14 protein-coding genes are annotated in these 14,184 nt (G+C 49.7%); 7 read left to right on the forward strand and 7 right to left on the reverse strand.

From position 1 onward, the window contains the following. Nucleotides 1-67: 67 nt before the first annotated feature. On the reverse strand, nucleotides 68-1,570 hold the full coding sequence (locus tag AB3Y94_RS05975; RefSeq protein ID WP_367295426.1) for a helix-turn-helix domain-containing protein: 1,503 nt from the start codon (nucleotides 1,568-1,570) through the stop codon (nucleotides 68-70). 98 nt (nucleotides 1,571-1,668) lie between these two features. Then, nucleotides 1,669-1,929, reverse strand: coding sequence for a hypothetical protein (locus tag AB3Y94_RS05980; protein ID WP_367295427.1), 261 nt, complete (start codon nucleotides 1,927-1,929; stop codon nucleotides 1,669-1,671). Between the two features lie 209 nt (nucleotides 1,930-2,138). Here AB3Y94_RS05980 and AB3Y94_RS05985 point away from each other — a divergent pair, with 209 nt between their 5' ends. The 3 genes from AB3Y94_RS05985 to AB3Y94_RS05995 are packed head-to-tail and all read left to right on the forward strand — an operon-like array spanning nucleotide 2,139 to nucleotide 4,548. Continuing rightward, complete coding sequence (locus tag AB3Y94_RS05985) at nucleotides 2,139-3,359, forward strand: glycosyltransferase family 2 protein (RefSeq protein ID WP_367295428.1); 1,221 nt, start codon at nucleotides 2,139-2,141, stop codon at nucleotides 3,357-3,359. 2 nt (nucleotides 3,360-3,361) lie between these two features. Then, nucleotides 3,362-3,658 carry a hypothetical protein gene (locus AB3Y94_RS05990; RefSeq protein WP_367295429.1) on the forward strand — a complete coding sequence of 99 codons (297 nt, stop codon included), beginning with the start codon at nucleotides 3,362-3,364 and terminating at the stop codon, nucleotides 3,656-3,658. Beyond that, nucleotides 3,655-4,548, forward strand: a complete 894-nt coding sequence (locus AB3Y94_RS05995) for a polysaccharide deacetylase family protein (protein WP_367295430.1) — start codon at nucleotides 3,655-3,657, stop codon at nucleotides 4,546-4,548. The genes AB3Y94_RS05990 and AB3Y94_RS05995 overlap by 4 nt, the downstream gene beginning before the upstream one ends. A gap of 651 nt (nucleotides 4,549-5,199) precedes the next feature. Here AB3Y94_RS05995 and AB3Y94_RS06000 read toward each other — a convergent pair. Together AB3Y94_RS06000 and AB3Y94_RS06005 are read right to left on the reverse strand one after the other, a co-directional pair. Further along, on the reverse strand, nucleotides 5,200-6,603 hold the full coding sequence (locus AB3Y94_RS06000) for a cytosine permease (RefSeq protein ID WP_367295431.1): 1,404 nt from the start codon (nucleotides 6,601-6,603) through the stop codon (nucleotides 5,200-5,202). 376 nt (nucleotides 6,604-6,979) lie between these two features. Further along, nucleotides 6,980-7,420: a nucleoside 2-deoxyribosyltransferase gene (locus AB3Y94_RS06005; protein WP_367295432.1), complete on the reverse strand. Its 441-nt coding sequence runs from the start codon at nucleotides 7,418-7,420 to the stop codon at nucleotides 6,980-6,982. A 398-nt stretch (nucleotides 7,421-7,818) separates the two neighbouring features. On the opposite strand from AB3Y94_RS06005, the gene AB3Y94_RS06010 reads away from it, so the two are divergent. The 4 genes from AB3Y94_RS06010 to AB3Y94_RS06025 all read left to right on the forward strand — a co-directional run bounded on the left by AB3Y94_RS06010 (nucleotide 7,819) and on the right by AB3Y94_RS06025 (nucleotide 11,398). Continuing rightward, entirely contained in the window at nucleotides 7,819-8,871 is a 1,053-nt protein-coding gene (locus AB3Y94_RS06010) for an IS30 family transposase (protein WP_367294742.1), read from the forward strand. A 264-nt stretch (nucleotides 8,872-9,135) separates the two neighbouring features. Next, nucleotides 9,136-9,612: a PH domain-containing protein gene (locus AB3Y94_RS06015; RefSeq protein WP_367295433.1), complete on the forward strand. Its 477-nt coding sequence runs from the start codon at nucleotides 9,136-9,138 to the stop codon at nucleotides 9,610-9,612. Continuing rightward, nucleotides 9,599-11,029: a PH domain-containing protein gene (locus AB3Y94_RS06020; protein WP_367295434.1), complete on the forward strand. Its 1,431-nt coding sequence runs from the start codon at nucleotides 9,599-9,601 to the stop codon at nucleotides 11,027-11,029. The genes AB3Y94_RS06015 and AB3Y94_RS06020 overlap by 14 nt, the downstream gene beginning before the upstream one ends. A gap of 15 nt (nucleotides 11,030-11,044) precedes the next feature. Beyond that, on the forward strand, nucleotides 11,045-11,398 hold the full coding sequence (locus AB3Y94_RS06025; protein WP_367295435.1) for a DUF2200 domain-containing protein: 354 nt from the start codon (nucleotides 11,045-11,047) through the stop codon (nucleotides 11,396-11,398). Between the two features lie 315 nt (nucleotides 11,399-11,713). On the opposite strand, the gene AB3Y94_RS06030 is transcribed toward AB3Y94_RS06025, so the two are convergent. The 3 genes from AB3Y94_RS06030 to AB3Y94_RS06040 are packed head-to-tail and all read right to left on the reverse strand — an operon-like array spanning nucleotide 11,714 to nucleotide 13,932. Continuing rightward, nucleotides 11,714-12,649 carry an ABC transporter permease gene (locus AB3Y94_RS06030; protein WP_367295436.1) on the reverse strand — a complete coding sequence of 312 codons (936 nt, stop codon included), beginning with the start codon at nucleotides 12,647-12,649 and terminating at the stop codon, nucleotides 11,714-11,716. 15 nt (nucleotides 12,650-12,664) lie between these two features. Next, nucleotides 12,665-13,558: an ATP-binding cassette domain-containing protein gene (locus AB3Y94_RS06035; protein WP_367295437.1), complete on the reverse strand. Its 894-nt coding sequence runs from the start codon at nucleotides 13,556-13,558 to the stop codon at nucleotides 12,665-12,667. Then, nucleotides 13,555-13,932: a GntR family transcriptional regulator gene (locus AB3Y94_RS06040; RefSeq protein WP_367295438.1), complete on the reverse strand. Its 378-nt coding sequence runs from the start codon at nucleotides 13,930-13,932 to the stop codon at nucleotides 13,555-13,557. Before AB3Y94_RS06040 ends, AB3Y94_RS06035 begins: the two co-directional genes overlap by 4 nt. Nucleotides 13,933-14,184: the final 252 nt, after the last annotated feature.

The raw sequence follows: 14,184 nt of genomic DNA on the forward strand, positions 1-14,184 counted from the left end.
TCAGTAAAGGGAGACCCCGACTTACGTCGCAGTCTCCCCATTATCTACCTGTGAGTGTTCAACCAACTTAGCCGCCATTCACGCCATCCCGATGCGTAATCTGATTGCTCCGGTTATTGAAGTCCAACGCAAATAATGACAATTCATGGTGGCGTAACGTCCGAATCAACCGATCCAGATTTTCCCCGTATTCCAGTTCCTTGACCCAGTGAAAGGCCTCTAACTGGTGGCGTTGCGCAAAATCAGCCGCCAACGGGTCGATCCCATATACCACCAGATAATTATCTCGGTGGTTCTGATCGATTACCGTTTGATTCGTGAGTAACGTTAAATGCACGATACCACTTAACAACCGGTTAAAAATATCCGTGGTGACACCAATCATGTCGTAGGTCACTAAGATTTCAACCTTAGCCGCCGTCAACGTCAAACCGTTCGTATATTTACTCAGGTAACGTTGAACGAGTCGTAGGTCAGCTGGCCCCACTTGTCCCGGGTACAACCGCCCCATACTGTCAGCCAAGGCCAAAGCCGCCGCCATGGATGCTGGCGTTGGTCGGTACAATGCCGTGATTTCTGGGCGTAAGAGCGGATCGACCCGAAAAAGGAGCATGAACTGGCAGAGTGCAAAGAGCCAGTTGGCGAACCAATCCGCCCCACTGGCGTAGTCTTCAAGCTCAGTGACCCCCGGCGCCAATTGATAAAAGCCGCCGTGTTGTTTGAGTCCCCGATACAGCCGAGCCATTGCTTGTGGCTGCAGAGCCCGCACAAAGTATGGCGAACTGGTCAGTAAATAATCCAGCGTGGCTAGTTCCGTCAGCACCTCCTGTGGTGAGTCGCCCAGCTGGGCCTGCATTTGTTCGGCCAACGTGCGAAGATCCGTCAAGTGAGCCAACGGAAATCGGAGTGCTTCGAACCGGTGTCCCTGCTCCAACCGTAACAGCGCTATCGTGATCATTAGGTCGCGTCGTTGCGCCAGACTAGCAGAATCTTGATATAACCGTGAAGACTGATAAGTCTGCACCAGCTCATCGTGAAACGTCATCAACCGTTTCGCTAGCCGCGGCAAACCGACCACCGGCGTCAATGTAGTAGTAAACAACATAAAATAAAAGAGTTGAATCAGGGTTTCATCCCCTACGACCTGCAAAGGACTGGCAGTCAGCTGTAAATTATACTGCGCCAGTTGCAGCTTCATCGGCCGCATCCGGCGATTAAAGGTGGATAAGCTGATATTGTGACGTGCGCAAAAGTCTGCCGTCTCCTGTGACGGTGTCGTGATTGTCGACAATAAAGCCTGATAGGGAATACTCTGTAAATACAGCCAGTGGCGGTACGTGTCCATTGAAACGGTTGTTTCTAGATAATCCTTACTCAAACTCGTGGTACCATCCAAAACTAATAGGTCAGTTCGCAAATTAAGCAACACATGATAAGCGCGTGAATAACTCACATCGGCCGCTGTCGCAAAGGCGGTCAAGCTAAAACGTTGTCCATGGTCGTTGATAAACGTTAACAACCGCAGTTTCAGAATATCCTTAGCCGTTAACATGGCAAAATCAATTTTCACTGCAATCCTCTCCCCCACGCAAGTTTAGATAGCGAAAACCCCTGAGCCATGGTTAAACCTACCACCAGCTCAGGGGCCCGTTACCCGCACGTTCTCTCTCAGTCGATGCTAGTAATGGTCACGCCACGTTCATCGAATTCCGCTAAGGTTTCTTTTAAAATGATTCGGGGATCGTCGTACCGAATTCCCGGTAACACGCTACTGGTAAAGTTTCCGGTCAACTGACCGTCTTGAACTTCCGGTGAAATCCGAACATCGGCGCCCTCACTGGTTGACAGCGTAACACTCTGTCCTTCAGTTAACCGATCGACTAACGGTAAAATTGGCATCTGTTGCATCAATTCGATCACCCTTCCCATACTTACTTTCTCCCTCATTCTACCACGGTCTGAGCGAAACAGCCGTTGCCCCCGCTCAGCGAACCAGAATTAGAAATAACTTTCTTAATAACTCCTTAAGTTTCCCCCACATTTGCCATCTACTATTCCCTGAATACGCTGGTTGTGGTATTCTCAAGGCCGTCTATTTAATAGCATGAACGACACATTCTGGGGGAGAATAATAAGTTATGTGGTTTAACAATCTGAACACCGGCTTTGTGGTGGGCTACCCAATTTTCGTTTCCATTATTTGGATTACTGGGTGCCTATTCTCAGGCCTTTTAAGGCGTCATCAAGTACGCCCCGCACTCAAGCTGACAACTGAACCATTCGTCTCAATATTGGTTCCGGCTCATAATGAATCGGATACACTCCGATCAGCCGTCCAGTCTTTGGCAGAGCTAGAGTATGAAAAATATGAGGTCGTCTTGATTGACGACTGTAGTTCTGACGACACGTTGGCCATCATGCACGACTTAAAAATGCAGTGGTCCGACGAACTTGCCATCACCGTTGTCGGACTCCCCGTTAACCAGGGAAAAGCCAATGCGCTGAACCAAGGACTTAAAGCAGCTAAGGGTGACTACTTAGTTGGCATCGATGCTGACTCCTTGTTAGCCCCCGATGCTGTGACCCAACTCATCACGACCCTGACCATGCAACCAGATTATGGCGCGGTCACTGGTAAACCAGTCGTCCGCAACCGGTCAAGTCTATTAGGTCGTCTTCAGTTGCTAGAATACGTCGGTGTCATCGATATCATCAAGAAGGCGCAGGCCTACCTAACCGGGAGTATCACCACGGTATCCGGCGTAATTGTCGCCTTTCGCCGGGCGGCCCTAGAGGACGTTGGTGGGTGGAATCCCGCCGTGATGACCGAAGATATCGATATCACCTGGCGGCTATACCGGCACAACTGGCGGGTAGCCTACGAACCGCGCGCGGTTTGCTGGATTTTGGTTCCAGAACGTTTTCGTGGTTTGATTAAGCAACGTCAACGCTGGTCACGAGGAGGTCTAGAAGTCCTCTTCACCAACTGGCGTGGCTTCTACCGTAACCCATGGGGCCAACGCTTCCTGTTGCTCGAAACGGTCATCAGTAATATTTGGGCCCTAATGACAGCACTCAGTGTCTTGACCTACACCATCAAATTGATTTTCCTGCACGGTCTATCACTGGACGGGAACCTGCTATTGATTTTGTTGATTCTTAGCTTTGTACAGTTCACATTGGGATTCCTGGCTTCTCAGGTCACGGCCAAACTAGCTGGACCAGAACTGCTGCTGGTTCCCATCTACGTGCTGTACTACTGGATGATCAACTTGATCAGCTGTTTGGCCGCCATTTCTTCGTACATCATTGATCCTAAGCGACGAGGCACTTGGCGTAGTCCGGATCGGGGTATCTAATTATGAAAAAACAAACGAACTTTGACCCCGTCATTCGTCACCAGACGGGTCACACCAGCCACCTCATTCGCATCATTATCTTAATTGCTTTGTGGATCTTCGTTGCGTTGGTCGTGTGCATGAATATTGCTTTTAAGCTCGGAATCTATAGCGACAGCCTAGTCAGCATTTACCTACTGTTGAACCTGACGCCACACGCCAATGACGGCTTTCTTGCGTTGATTGGCTGCCTGCTGATTATCGCACCCATCTACTGTATTTACCGCTGGATTCACATTAAAAAGGAGGGTCATGCATGACGCCCCGTTCACGAAAAGGCCTCTTGATTGGCCTCCTAATAGCTCTCGTCTTTAGCCTCGGGTGGACCTTTCAGCGCCAAGCTGTTAAGCTGCACCATACGGAGGAAAGCTACGCCCTGCCCGCGCGCTACCAAAAGGACCAGAACGGCATCATGGTCTTCTGTTACCACCGGGTTGTTAAGGGAACCGTCCCCACCCAAATCGCTCAGAAACTTTCAAACAACTCCCAGCTACATGAGTTCAACGTTCCCGCCAGTGAGTTTGCTGCTCAGATGAAGGAACTACACGAGAATCACGTTAAAGTCATTTCATCTGAGCAAATGACCCGAATGGTTGCGAGTCACCAGCCCATCAAGGGTAAATACGCCGTACTTTCCTTTGACGACATTGACCGCAGTGTTCTAGATAACGCTGTACCCGTGATGAAGAAATACAATTTTCCTTTCACGGCCTTCGTAATCACCGGAAATACCGGCCAATACCGGGAAGGTAGCCAAATGGCCACTTGGTCCCAGATCAAGGCGGCTAAGAAGCTGATGGGTGACAAGATGACGCTGGGCTTGCACACGCACAACCTACATCATTTGACAGCTAAAATGGAACCGGTCTTCATGCAACCCCACTACTTGGGCAAGTTTGAACGAGACTTCCACCTATCTGCCAAGGAACTCAAAGCCCACACTGGTGTAACAGCGAACGCGTTCGCCTACCCCTATGGTGGTGGGACGACGCAGATTAACAACTTCCTAGCCCACCAACAACTGAACTGGGTGGCTACCCTAGATTCTGGAATTGTCACCAACCAGACCAACATGAATGCGACGCCCCGGTTGATTGTTAACCACGAAAGCTGGCCGTCCATCATCAAATGGTTGAAAACCAGTAAGTGAACTTGATATTACCTCAAAGAGCTAGTTATGAAATTACTTATAATTAGCTCTTTTTATGACCCTTTTAAAGCCTGTTATAACCCCAATGTTAATGTGTCTTCCCACCTTACCGGTCGTCAGATATGGGCTGGAACGGTGCAGACACAACTTGAAGCCTCGAAAGATCCGAGTCTACAAGCTTGGTCTTCTGCTAAGCCAGCAGGAAAAGCACCTACTGGCAAAGCAGAACGATGCGCCTGAGCCCATATCCGACGACCTCTCGGCTTACACACTATCTTACTGCCAGCTGTCCGTTATCAGTGAAACTATCCAGAGTGGCTCAGCCCCTCTGGCAGCGATAATCATGCTACGCCACAATCAGTGCCAGAGGAGGCCAGGGATGTAGCCAGCCGTGAAAGTGGTGTTAGCTGGTGATTTTGAAGACACGGGGGGCTTCGTGGCTTCAAAGCGAGCGAGAAGCCCGCCCTTTGGCTGAAGCGTCCCCACAGCAGGCGGAATCCCTGGCCTCCGGAGTGCAACCAATTTAACTAATCGATAATTAAAAACCGGGTCCCCGCCAAAGGTGCGGGAACCCGGTTTTTATTTTTATTAATCCTGGTAACCCGCTTAGCCTTCACCAAAACCCGCGCTGAGTTACACAATTTTAAACACTTATTTTGCTGGAACCGCCCGTGCCCGGGTTGCCCGCATCAAGAACCAGTAGATTACCGCTGTAATGGCCATCGCAATAAACGTTGCCCCAACGGTATTAGCAATCGCTGGTACCTGCTTTAGTCCCCAGTAAGAGACGACTCCCAGAATCCAACTGATAACCGCCAGCCAATTAATTCCGTGCGAGTACCAGTAAGCACCTCTGACTTTTGTGAACTCATCAAGCTGATACTGCTTACGTTTCAGGAAGAAGTAATCGACCAAGAAAATGGCAATTTCCGGTCCTAAGAACATCCCAATTCCATCCAAAAACGCCTCAAACACGTCCAGAAAACTGGCCAAGTAAACCGGAATGAACGTCACCAACGTGGCCGTTAACGTCACAATCCACAGACTGACATTCAACGACAGCCGATGCGTCATGTTCGTCAGCGCCGACCCGGCCGACATCAAGTTCACCGCGTTAGCCGTAGTACTAGTCAGGACGATGACCAACAGTGCAATGATGCCTAAGCCTAATTTAGCAGCGACCGTACTGGGATCAGAGTTATTCGGGTCGAAATGGTTCAGCGAGACCGCCGTCCCAATCGTGGCGAACAACCCAATGAACGCGAACCAGAAGAGACCGAGATTAGCTCCAAGGAAGGAATAGGTCGTCGCTGCCGACTTCTTAGCCGTGAACCGACTAAAGTCAGAGGCCGCCGTTACCCAGGCTAAGTTGAATGCTGCTAGTGTATCAGCCGCAACCCCCGAGGACATCCGCAAGCTGTGCGGTGGCTGCCAGGACACAATGTCGTGGAAGGAGACCGTTTGAAAGACGACCACTGATTCCCACAAGACAAAGATGACGACCAGCACAATGCCGACCCGTTCAATCATCCGCACAGACTTTTCCCCGACTGAAATACTCAATAAATGCAGGATACTCATAATAATGATGCCGACAATCAGCCCAAACGTACCACCTGGCTTGCCGTAAAGCGGCCAGCCAAACAATTCCCCAAAGATATAGCTGATCGACGTCGCCGCAATGAAGGTGTTCACTGCAGCCCACCCAATGAATTGAATCACATTGATTACGGAAGGAATAAAGCTCCCCCGTAACCCAAACGATGCCCGAGTCAGTGCCATAGCTGGCACACCGGTCCGATAACCCATGTAACTCGCAACCGCGAGCAGGGCGTATGAAATCAGCCCCACAATCACCAACGTGGTCGACGCCGTTAGAAACCCACAGGCGGCAATGACTCCCCCAATGTACCAAGTTCCGTTGTTCGCGTTAGCCCCGATCCACGTTGCAAATAAGTCCCAGTTAGACATCCGCCGATGAGCCAGCGGAATCGATTCAACCCGTCCAAACTCAGCCGGGCCTTTGTTGCCAGAAGGTTTCAGGTCTTGTGCCATGGATTCTCACCTTTCTCTTTAGTTCTGCGAAACTGTCCCTAACTGCCACGCTACACATTGATTGTCAGATTCACAATTGATGTCACTGGCTTAGTTAACTCAAATGACTGGACATATTTCATTTAATCAATAACCCACCAAGTTGTAACGTCCGCCCATCAAGATGTGCCAGAATTTCAAATATTTACCGAACATAAATTACCACTATTTAGCTAGCGGAAGGCCGTGGGCTCAGCCGTGGAACTGCCTTAACGGCATGATTTTCGCCGTTTAGGCAGTTCCGGCTTGGGAGACCGCTTTTTGGCTCCCAAACGTGCGCACAGCGTTCCAGCCCTACAAGGCCTGTAGCTAGCGGCATACACCCGACAACGTTTACTTAAAGGATTTCACCAACAAATTCGCCAGGAGTCATCTGATTAAAATCATACGTTTCAAAGTCGGCAACATTCTTGGTATACCAGTACATGCTTTCAGTAATCATCAGGTTAACCGCTTCATCCTTTTCCTGCAGGGCTAAAATTGGCTTATCGCTCATCGTAGCGACGCCCAATTCGTAGGCCGTACCAGAGTCTAAGTTTTTAGCCTCGAAGTCAATGACCGTCACAATCACGTCCGCTGCGGCAATTTGCCCCATATCGCGGTGGAAGATTTCTGTGGCCCACGGCTTCGTGAACTGTTCATGCTCAGCATCTTGATGCAACCGGGGTGAATAAAAATCGGTCACCGTCGGGTTGGCTTCCAAAGCGGCCTCCAAGCGTTTCACCCGGTCGACCTGTTCGGGACTAAAGAACGGACTTGCTACGTAAATCTGTGCCATGTATAAAACTCCTCCATCGTTTGTCTTTCAACCAATTGGCCATGAAAAAAGCGGCCAGATTCCGCAAGGATTCAGGCCGCTAGGTGCATGCCAAGGGCATACTTCTACCGAACCTTTGTTAGCCTCACGGGACTAAGTTAAAAGGACTATTTGGTTGTTGTTAGGTATTATACGGGGCCAAAAAGTATCCGTCAATCACCATTCAGTAAAATTAGTTTGAGGTTAACCGTTACACTCTGCAGACACCACGGCCTGTCAGCCTTTTAATTTTTATTTTTAACACGGCCGGTTAACCAACAGTGGCGAATTTTATAATCAAGTTAGCCACTTGAAATTTAGGACAAAATAAATACACCAAGACGTAAATCTCAGGTATCATTGGAGTTCTCACACAAACAATGAAAGAGGTCTTCGTCTTGATGCAAGAACAGCTTACCATGAATCGTCCCAAGGGTCACCATCTAACTTTGAAAGAGCGTGGAAACATTGAGGTCTACTTTAACCACGACAAGCTTTCTCGGCGGAAGATTGCTGAGTTACTTGGCGTTAGCCCGCAAACCATAAACAACGAAATCAAGCGAGGCTTGGTAACCAATAAGAAAATCGTTAACGGTAACGTAGTCTTCTATGAGGTCTACGTGGCGGAACTAGCCGACCAGCGGTACCACGAGAACCGCAAGGCCTGCCACAGGCCTTGTAAGTTCTTCCAGGCGGCTGACTTTATAGCCTTCTTTGTAGAACACTTTAAGACTGATGGCTGGGCTCCAGATGCTGCTGTAGGCCGCGCCAAGGTGTTAAACCTTTTTCGGCCTGACGAGATGGTCTGTACCCAAACGTTGTACAAGTACATCGACGAACAACTTTTAGAGGTCTGTAACTTAGATCTTACCGAGAAAATGCGGCGGCGACTACCCAAGCACGTTAATCACAAAAATAAGCGTGTAATGGGACGGAGTATTGAAGAACGTCCGGCTGAAGTTGACTCTCGCAAGACGTTTGGTCATTTCGAGATTGATACTATCGTTGGTAAACGTGATGGCCATGAGAGTGTGATTATGACCCTGATTGAGCGTCAAACTCGCTTCCAATTTATCCGTCTGATTGACGGGCGTGACGCCGATTCGGTTGAGTACGCCCTGCGAGAAATCCTCGCAGAGTATGGACCAGTTATCAAGTCGATCACCGCTGATAACGGACCTGAGTTTGCCTTGCTGAGCGAGGCATTGCGTTCAGTGGCACCAGTCTTTCATACGCACCCGTTCACCTCTAGTGAACGGGGAACCAATGAGGTCCATAACCGGATGGTCCGCTATGACTTTCCCAAAGGCATGTCCTTAGACGCCGTAAGTCCTCGGGCTGTTGCTAGAACAGCGGACAAGTTGAATAACACACCTCGTCGTCTGCTAGGCTTCCAGACTCCCGCCGAACTCTTCGCCGCCGCCTGCGGCTAGGCTCCTCGCGCCACCAACTTCAACCCCTGAGAATCCCTTGGTATCAGTATTTGGTCCTAGTGACTAACTTGTTCTTGCAATTTGCGGTTAACCAACAGTTAGAATAAGTCCAAGTTTTGAAACTCGCGGTCTGCGAAGCTTCAACCTGTGTCGGCACTGTTCCGGCCGATCTACGTTGGCTGGTAAGGCGGTCAATAGCGGTCAACTTGTCAGGGCCACGGCCAGTTGCTACACTAGAAACAACTCAGGAGAGGAGTTTCATCTATGACATCAACGACCCACCATTTACCACCCCGTATCAAGTTGATCTGGGGATTTAGCGCACTGGGAAGCTGCGCTGCACTCATGGTCATCACCGCCCTACTGTGGCTGACCTACCGTTACTGGAACTGGCCCTTTTGGATCACCATCGCTGGCCTCGTCATCGCCATTGGTGAACCACTCATCGAGGCGGGACTGATTCCCTACCGCTATCGCTTTACACGCTACCAGATATCAGATTTAGCTGTCGAAATGCAGGCCGGCTTCATCTTTCAAAAACGGGTGGCGATCCCAATTGCCCGCGTGCAAAACGTCACATTAAAAGCCGGTCCCCTCCTCCAGTGGCAAAAGTTGACGGCCATTTCGATTGCCACTGCCTCAACCAACCACAACATTGAGGGGTTAGAACTAGCCGAAGCAGAACAGCTCCGGGAACAAATCATGCGGCTAGCACAGGAGGCCCGCCATGACAACGCCTAGGCGAACCAACATTTTAGGACTAATTCAACACATTGCGACGGCCATTAAGGATTATTGGTATCTCTTTGTTATTTTGTTAGCCCAAAACGGTGTCCCCGGCTTCATCCTCTGGGGCGGGATTTTCCTAATGCTTCTTGTATTTCTGATTTGGCCAATCCTAAAGTGGGTGACGCTAACCTACGCTGTGACCTCTGACGCCCTTATCATTCACTCGGGTATCTTGGTCCGGCACCACGAACACATCCCCTACGCCCGGATTCAGACCCTTCAACGTAAACAATGGTTTTATCTCCAACCATTTCACCTCGAAGAAGTTCAGATTGAGACGGCCAGCCACGAGGAAGGCAAACCAGAGGCTCGCCTGGCTGCCGTTCCTTTAACGGTAGCGCAAGAAATCAACCGATTGCGTCAAGCAGCGCCAGCCAGCGCCACATTGACCCCAGACGTCGTCAAAGGCGTCCCAGTCAATACTCCCACAGCCCACTACCAAATCAGCTTAGCTGACCTCATTAAATTTTCGCTGACTTCCCTGATTTTTTTGCCATTTTTACTAGTTCTGTTGGGGCTTTACGATAAACTGCCCCACTCTTGGACGAACCTGCTCGTCAACGAAGCCAGTCATCTCGCCATCTTATTCCTAATCGGTAGCCTGATTATCATCATCGGGTTGACCTGGCTAGTGGCCTTCGTGGGGACGCTTTTGCACTATTATCGCTTCACCCTAACTCGCGACGGCGATCAGCTTCACACCGCTAAGGGGCTAGTTCAGCGAAATACCATCAGTGCCCCGCTGGACCGCATCCAAGCCCTGCGTTTCAAACAAAACCCGCTTCGTCGGGGGCTACACCTCCAAACGGTGCAGGTCTTGCTTGCCTCCAAAGCAGCAGCCAAGGATGACGACAACGACCTCACCATCTTACCGGTGATCAATGAACGAGTAGCTCGCGACACGATTCACCCATTTGTCGACTGGCTCCCTACCCAGACACCTAGTCTCACAGAATTACAGGTCAGCCGAACGTGGTACCAGATTCGAAATGCCGTGCTGACTGTCTTGCTTCCAGCCCTTCTGATTGCCTGGCTCTGGCCGACAATCGGCTGGTGGCTTTTCCCCATCTGGTTAATCATCGCGGTGGCAGCTGGTCGGTTTGCGGCACGCCACACGGGTGGTGGCCGCTTACAACACGAACTACTCGTTCTCCAAACGGGCCATTTTTTTACTCTGGATCAAACGTTCGTTCCACTGCAAAATATTCAGTCGGTTCGCCTGTCTCAGTCTATTTGGATGAAACATACCCACCTCGCTCACCTGACAATCGACATCCGCCGGGGCAATGGTAACCAAGCCATTCGCCTTCGCTACCTGCCTCAACAAAACGCACAAGCCATTTACGATTGGTACCGTACTCACAGCTAGAAAGGAATCTTGACAATGACGAAACCCAGAATCTACAGCATGCCCTTCGCCAAAATTTACCCCCTCTATCAACAAAAGTTAGCCAAGAAGGGACGAACCACGGCTGAACTTAACCAAGTAATCACTTGGCTCACTGGCTACGATCACGCCATGCTCGAACAACAACTTGCGACGACCATCAGTGTTCAAGACTTCTTCACCCAGATGCCACGGCTGAACCCCAAGGCTAGCGAAATCACAGGCAGTATCTGTGGCGTTCGCGTCGAAACCATTGCCGACCCCACCATGCAACGGATTCGCTACCTGGATAAACTCGTTGATGAGCTAGCCAAGGGTAAAACGCTGCAGAAGGTTTTACGCGAAGAGTAGCAACTATTTGTGAATGGTGCCGTAAACCACTTAACGATCTAGCTAGCATTATCAGCAACACTGCAGACAACATTAGTTAGAATCAGCGATACCCGTAGTCACGGGCTGGCCCGTGACGGCAATCGGAAACGCTAGATTTTAAATTCCAAGGAAAACAAAAACAGGCACCGCAGCGAAGTCCGTTGCGGTGCCTGTTTATTGTCACAGCTACGTTCCCAACGTAACCGTGCTCCCCTTGGTATCGGCTGCGCTTCCCCAAGCCGCTACGACACCTAAAATCAATTTTAATTCCTACTCTCTAGCCAAAATAAGTCTTTATTGATGTTGACGCCATTGGTGCCAAGCTTCACCGATTCGTGGCCGCCAGAGCCAAATATACCCAAAGACAACGGTCACGACAAAGGTGATTAAAACAGTGTTGAAGTCCGCTTGGTTAAAGAGGCTTAACCCCGTTACGTAGACCACGAACACGATGTACACCGGCAGCTTCAGTCCTGGGAACAAAAGGTACTCCCCATTATGCTCCAAGGACAACCGGTTGTAGAGGTACGCACCCCAGATAACCAACACGATGGCAAAAACCAAGAGCGTCAAGATGATTGTCCAGTCACGTTGTGAACCGTTCAAGTGAAACGGACCTCCGTGTAACATATTATCATAGATTGTGTCTAATCCAGCTAAAGAAATTGTAAAGCCGAGCAAAGTCAGAATCATCGTTCCCGTTTGACCCATGATCAAAGCGGCAAACCAACCGATAGAGAAGAGGCCAAAGGACATCATCAGCCCATAGGCCCAGGAAGTGAGCAATCCTGGCCAAGCCAGCTGAAAGCCCATTCCTGCCGGTGCGGCCACCCAGTAAGTCAGGTACTGCAACCCAGTCACCACAATGACGATACCTACCAACACGGCCAAAACAATGCGTAACTTGGCCCAGTAGACCTGTTTGCGTGAAAAGCCACTACTGAACAAGAACTGATTGAAGTTATCCTTCAAGTCCTGATTCATGAAGGCGGCCCCGATACCTAAGAACATAAAGTGGAAAAATGTGCTATAGGCCACGAATTGGTCATCCGAATAGATCTGCCAACGGCGGATGCTAACATCCACGATTTGGGTCGTATCCACGTACCTTAAACCTGAAATAGTGGCAAACGTCATGGAAACACAAATTAGGATTGCTAACACAGCCATCGTCGCAAATAATTTCCGGTGACGGCGCCAAATGAGTCGATCTAATTGAGTCGTTAACATATGAATCCGTCCCCCCTACTTAATTAATTGATAACCCGTATCGTGTGCCAAGTTAGCACGGAACAGGTCCTCTAACGTCAACGGTAATTCTTCAAACAAGACGGGATGCAGTGCCCGTAGTTCTTGGTCGATCTCTGGTGTGTAGTCCGTGATAACCACGACTAAGACACGACCAGAAGCCCGAATCACCTGACTGTGCGCCTTCAAGACTGCCGGAATCTCCTTGTCGTTAAAGACTAACTGAAGTTTCTTAGCCTTCGACCGGACGTCCTCCAAGTTATAATCATGGAGTAATTTAGCATCCTTTAATAGTAGTACCCGGTCACTAAGGCCATCCAACTCGTTGAGGTCATGGGACGAAATCAAGAAACCCTTCTCCTGATCGGCTACTTCATCAATAATCATGGTGGCGATATTTTCCCGTACGATAACGTCCAGTCCATCAAACGGTTCATCCAAAATGATATAGGTGGCGTTCGATGACAGCGCCAGAATCATGTTGACCAGGGCGCGCATCCCCTTAGACAAACGCCGATACTGGCTGTTTCGATTGAGCTTAAAGTCAGCCAACAGCTGCATATAGCGTTCCTGATCAAACCTGGTATACACCAGTTTGAAAAAATCTGGTAGCTCCCATAACCGGTAGTTGTTTAAAAAGTTGTATTGTGTGTCCAGAAAGAAGAGCCGTTGTTGCAACGCTGGTTTGGTGAGCGTGCTGGTTCCATCAACCAGCACTTCGCCCCCGTTAGCGACGTAATGATTCATCATCGTTCGAAAGAGCGTGGTCTTCCCCACACCGTTCCGACCAACCAAACCAATAATTTCACCAGGCGCCCACTCAAAACTAATATCTTCAATGATTGGTCGCTTATCAATTTGCTTACTTAATTGCTTTACTTGTAAGGTCACTGGTTCTTTTCCCCCTCGTATGCTGCCTTGATCCAAGTCACCACTTCTTCAAGTGGGACACCCAGGTAACGAATTTCCGTCAGTAGGGTCAACAGTTGCTTTTTCGTTGCCACCACCTGGGCACTATCCCCTGGTTGTTCAGTCGCTTCACGGACGTAGGTTCCTTTACCATGGACGGTGGTGATGACCTGCTGAGACTCCAATTGCTTATAGGCTTTGCTGACCGTATTTGGATTCAGCTGTTCTTGCCGCGCCATGTCTCGGACAGACGGTAGCCGGTCCCCCGGTTGCAGAATGCCTTGGACAATCTGTTGTTTGACGCGTAAGACGAGCTGCTCGTAGTACGGCAAACCCGATTGATCCTTCATTTGCATATTTTCACCCCTTGGTGTCTGGCGATGTGTCCTGTGTGTACTATTATACTTAGTACACTCGTTTTGACAAGGGGTATTTTACTCCCTCAGCAAAATCACACACTTACCAGTGCTACCGGATACCCGTTAACTGCCAACTATCAAGGGACTACTCAGCTAATCCCCGTTAGCTCATCAGAAAGCGTTTCACTTGCCGCCCGTCCTCCTACGACCGCTGATTATTTTCCACCAGATTAGGCTAACTCTCACCCC

The organism is Levilactobacillus yonginensis (assembly GCF_964065165.1).
Lineage (GTDB): Bacteria > Bacillota > Bacilli > Lactobacillales > Lactobacillaceae > Levilactobacillus > Levilactobacillus yonginensis_A.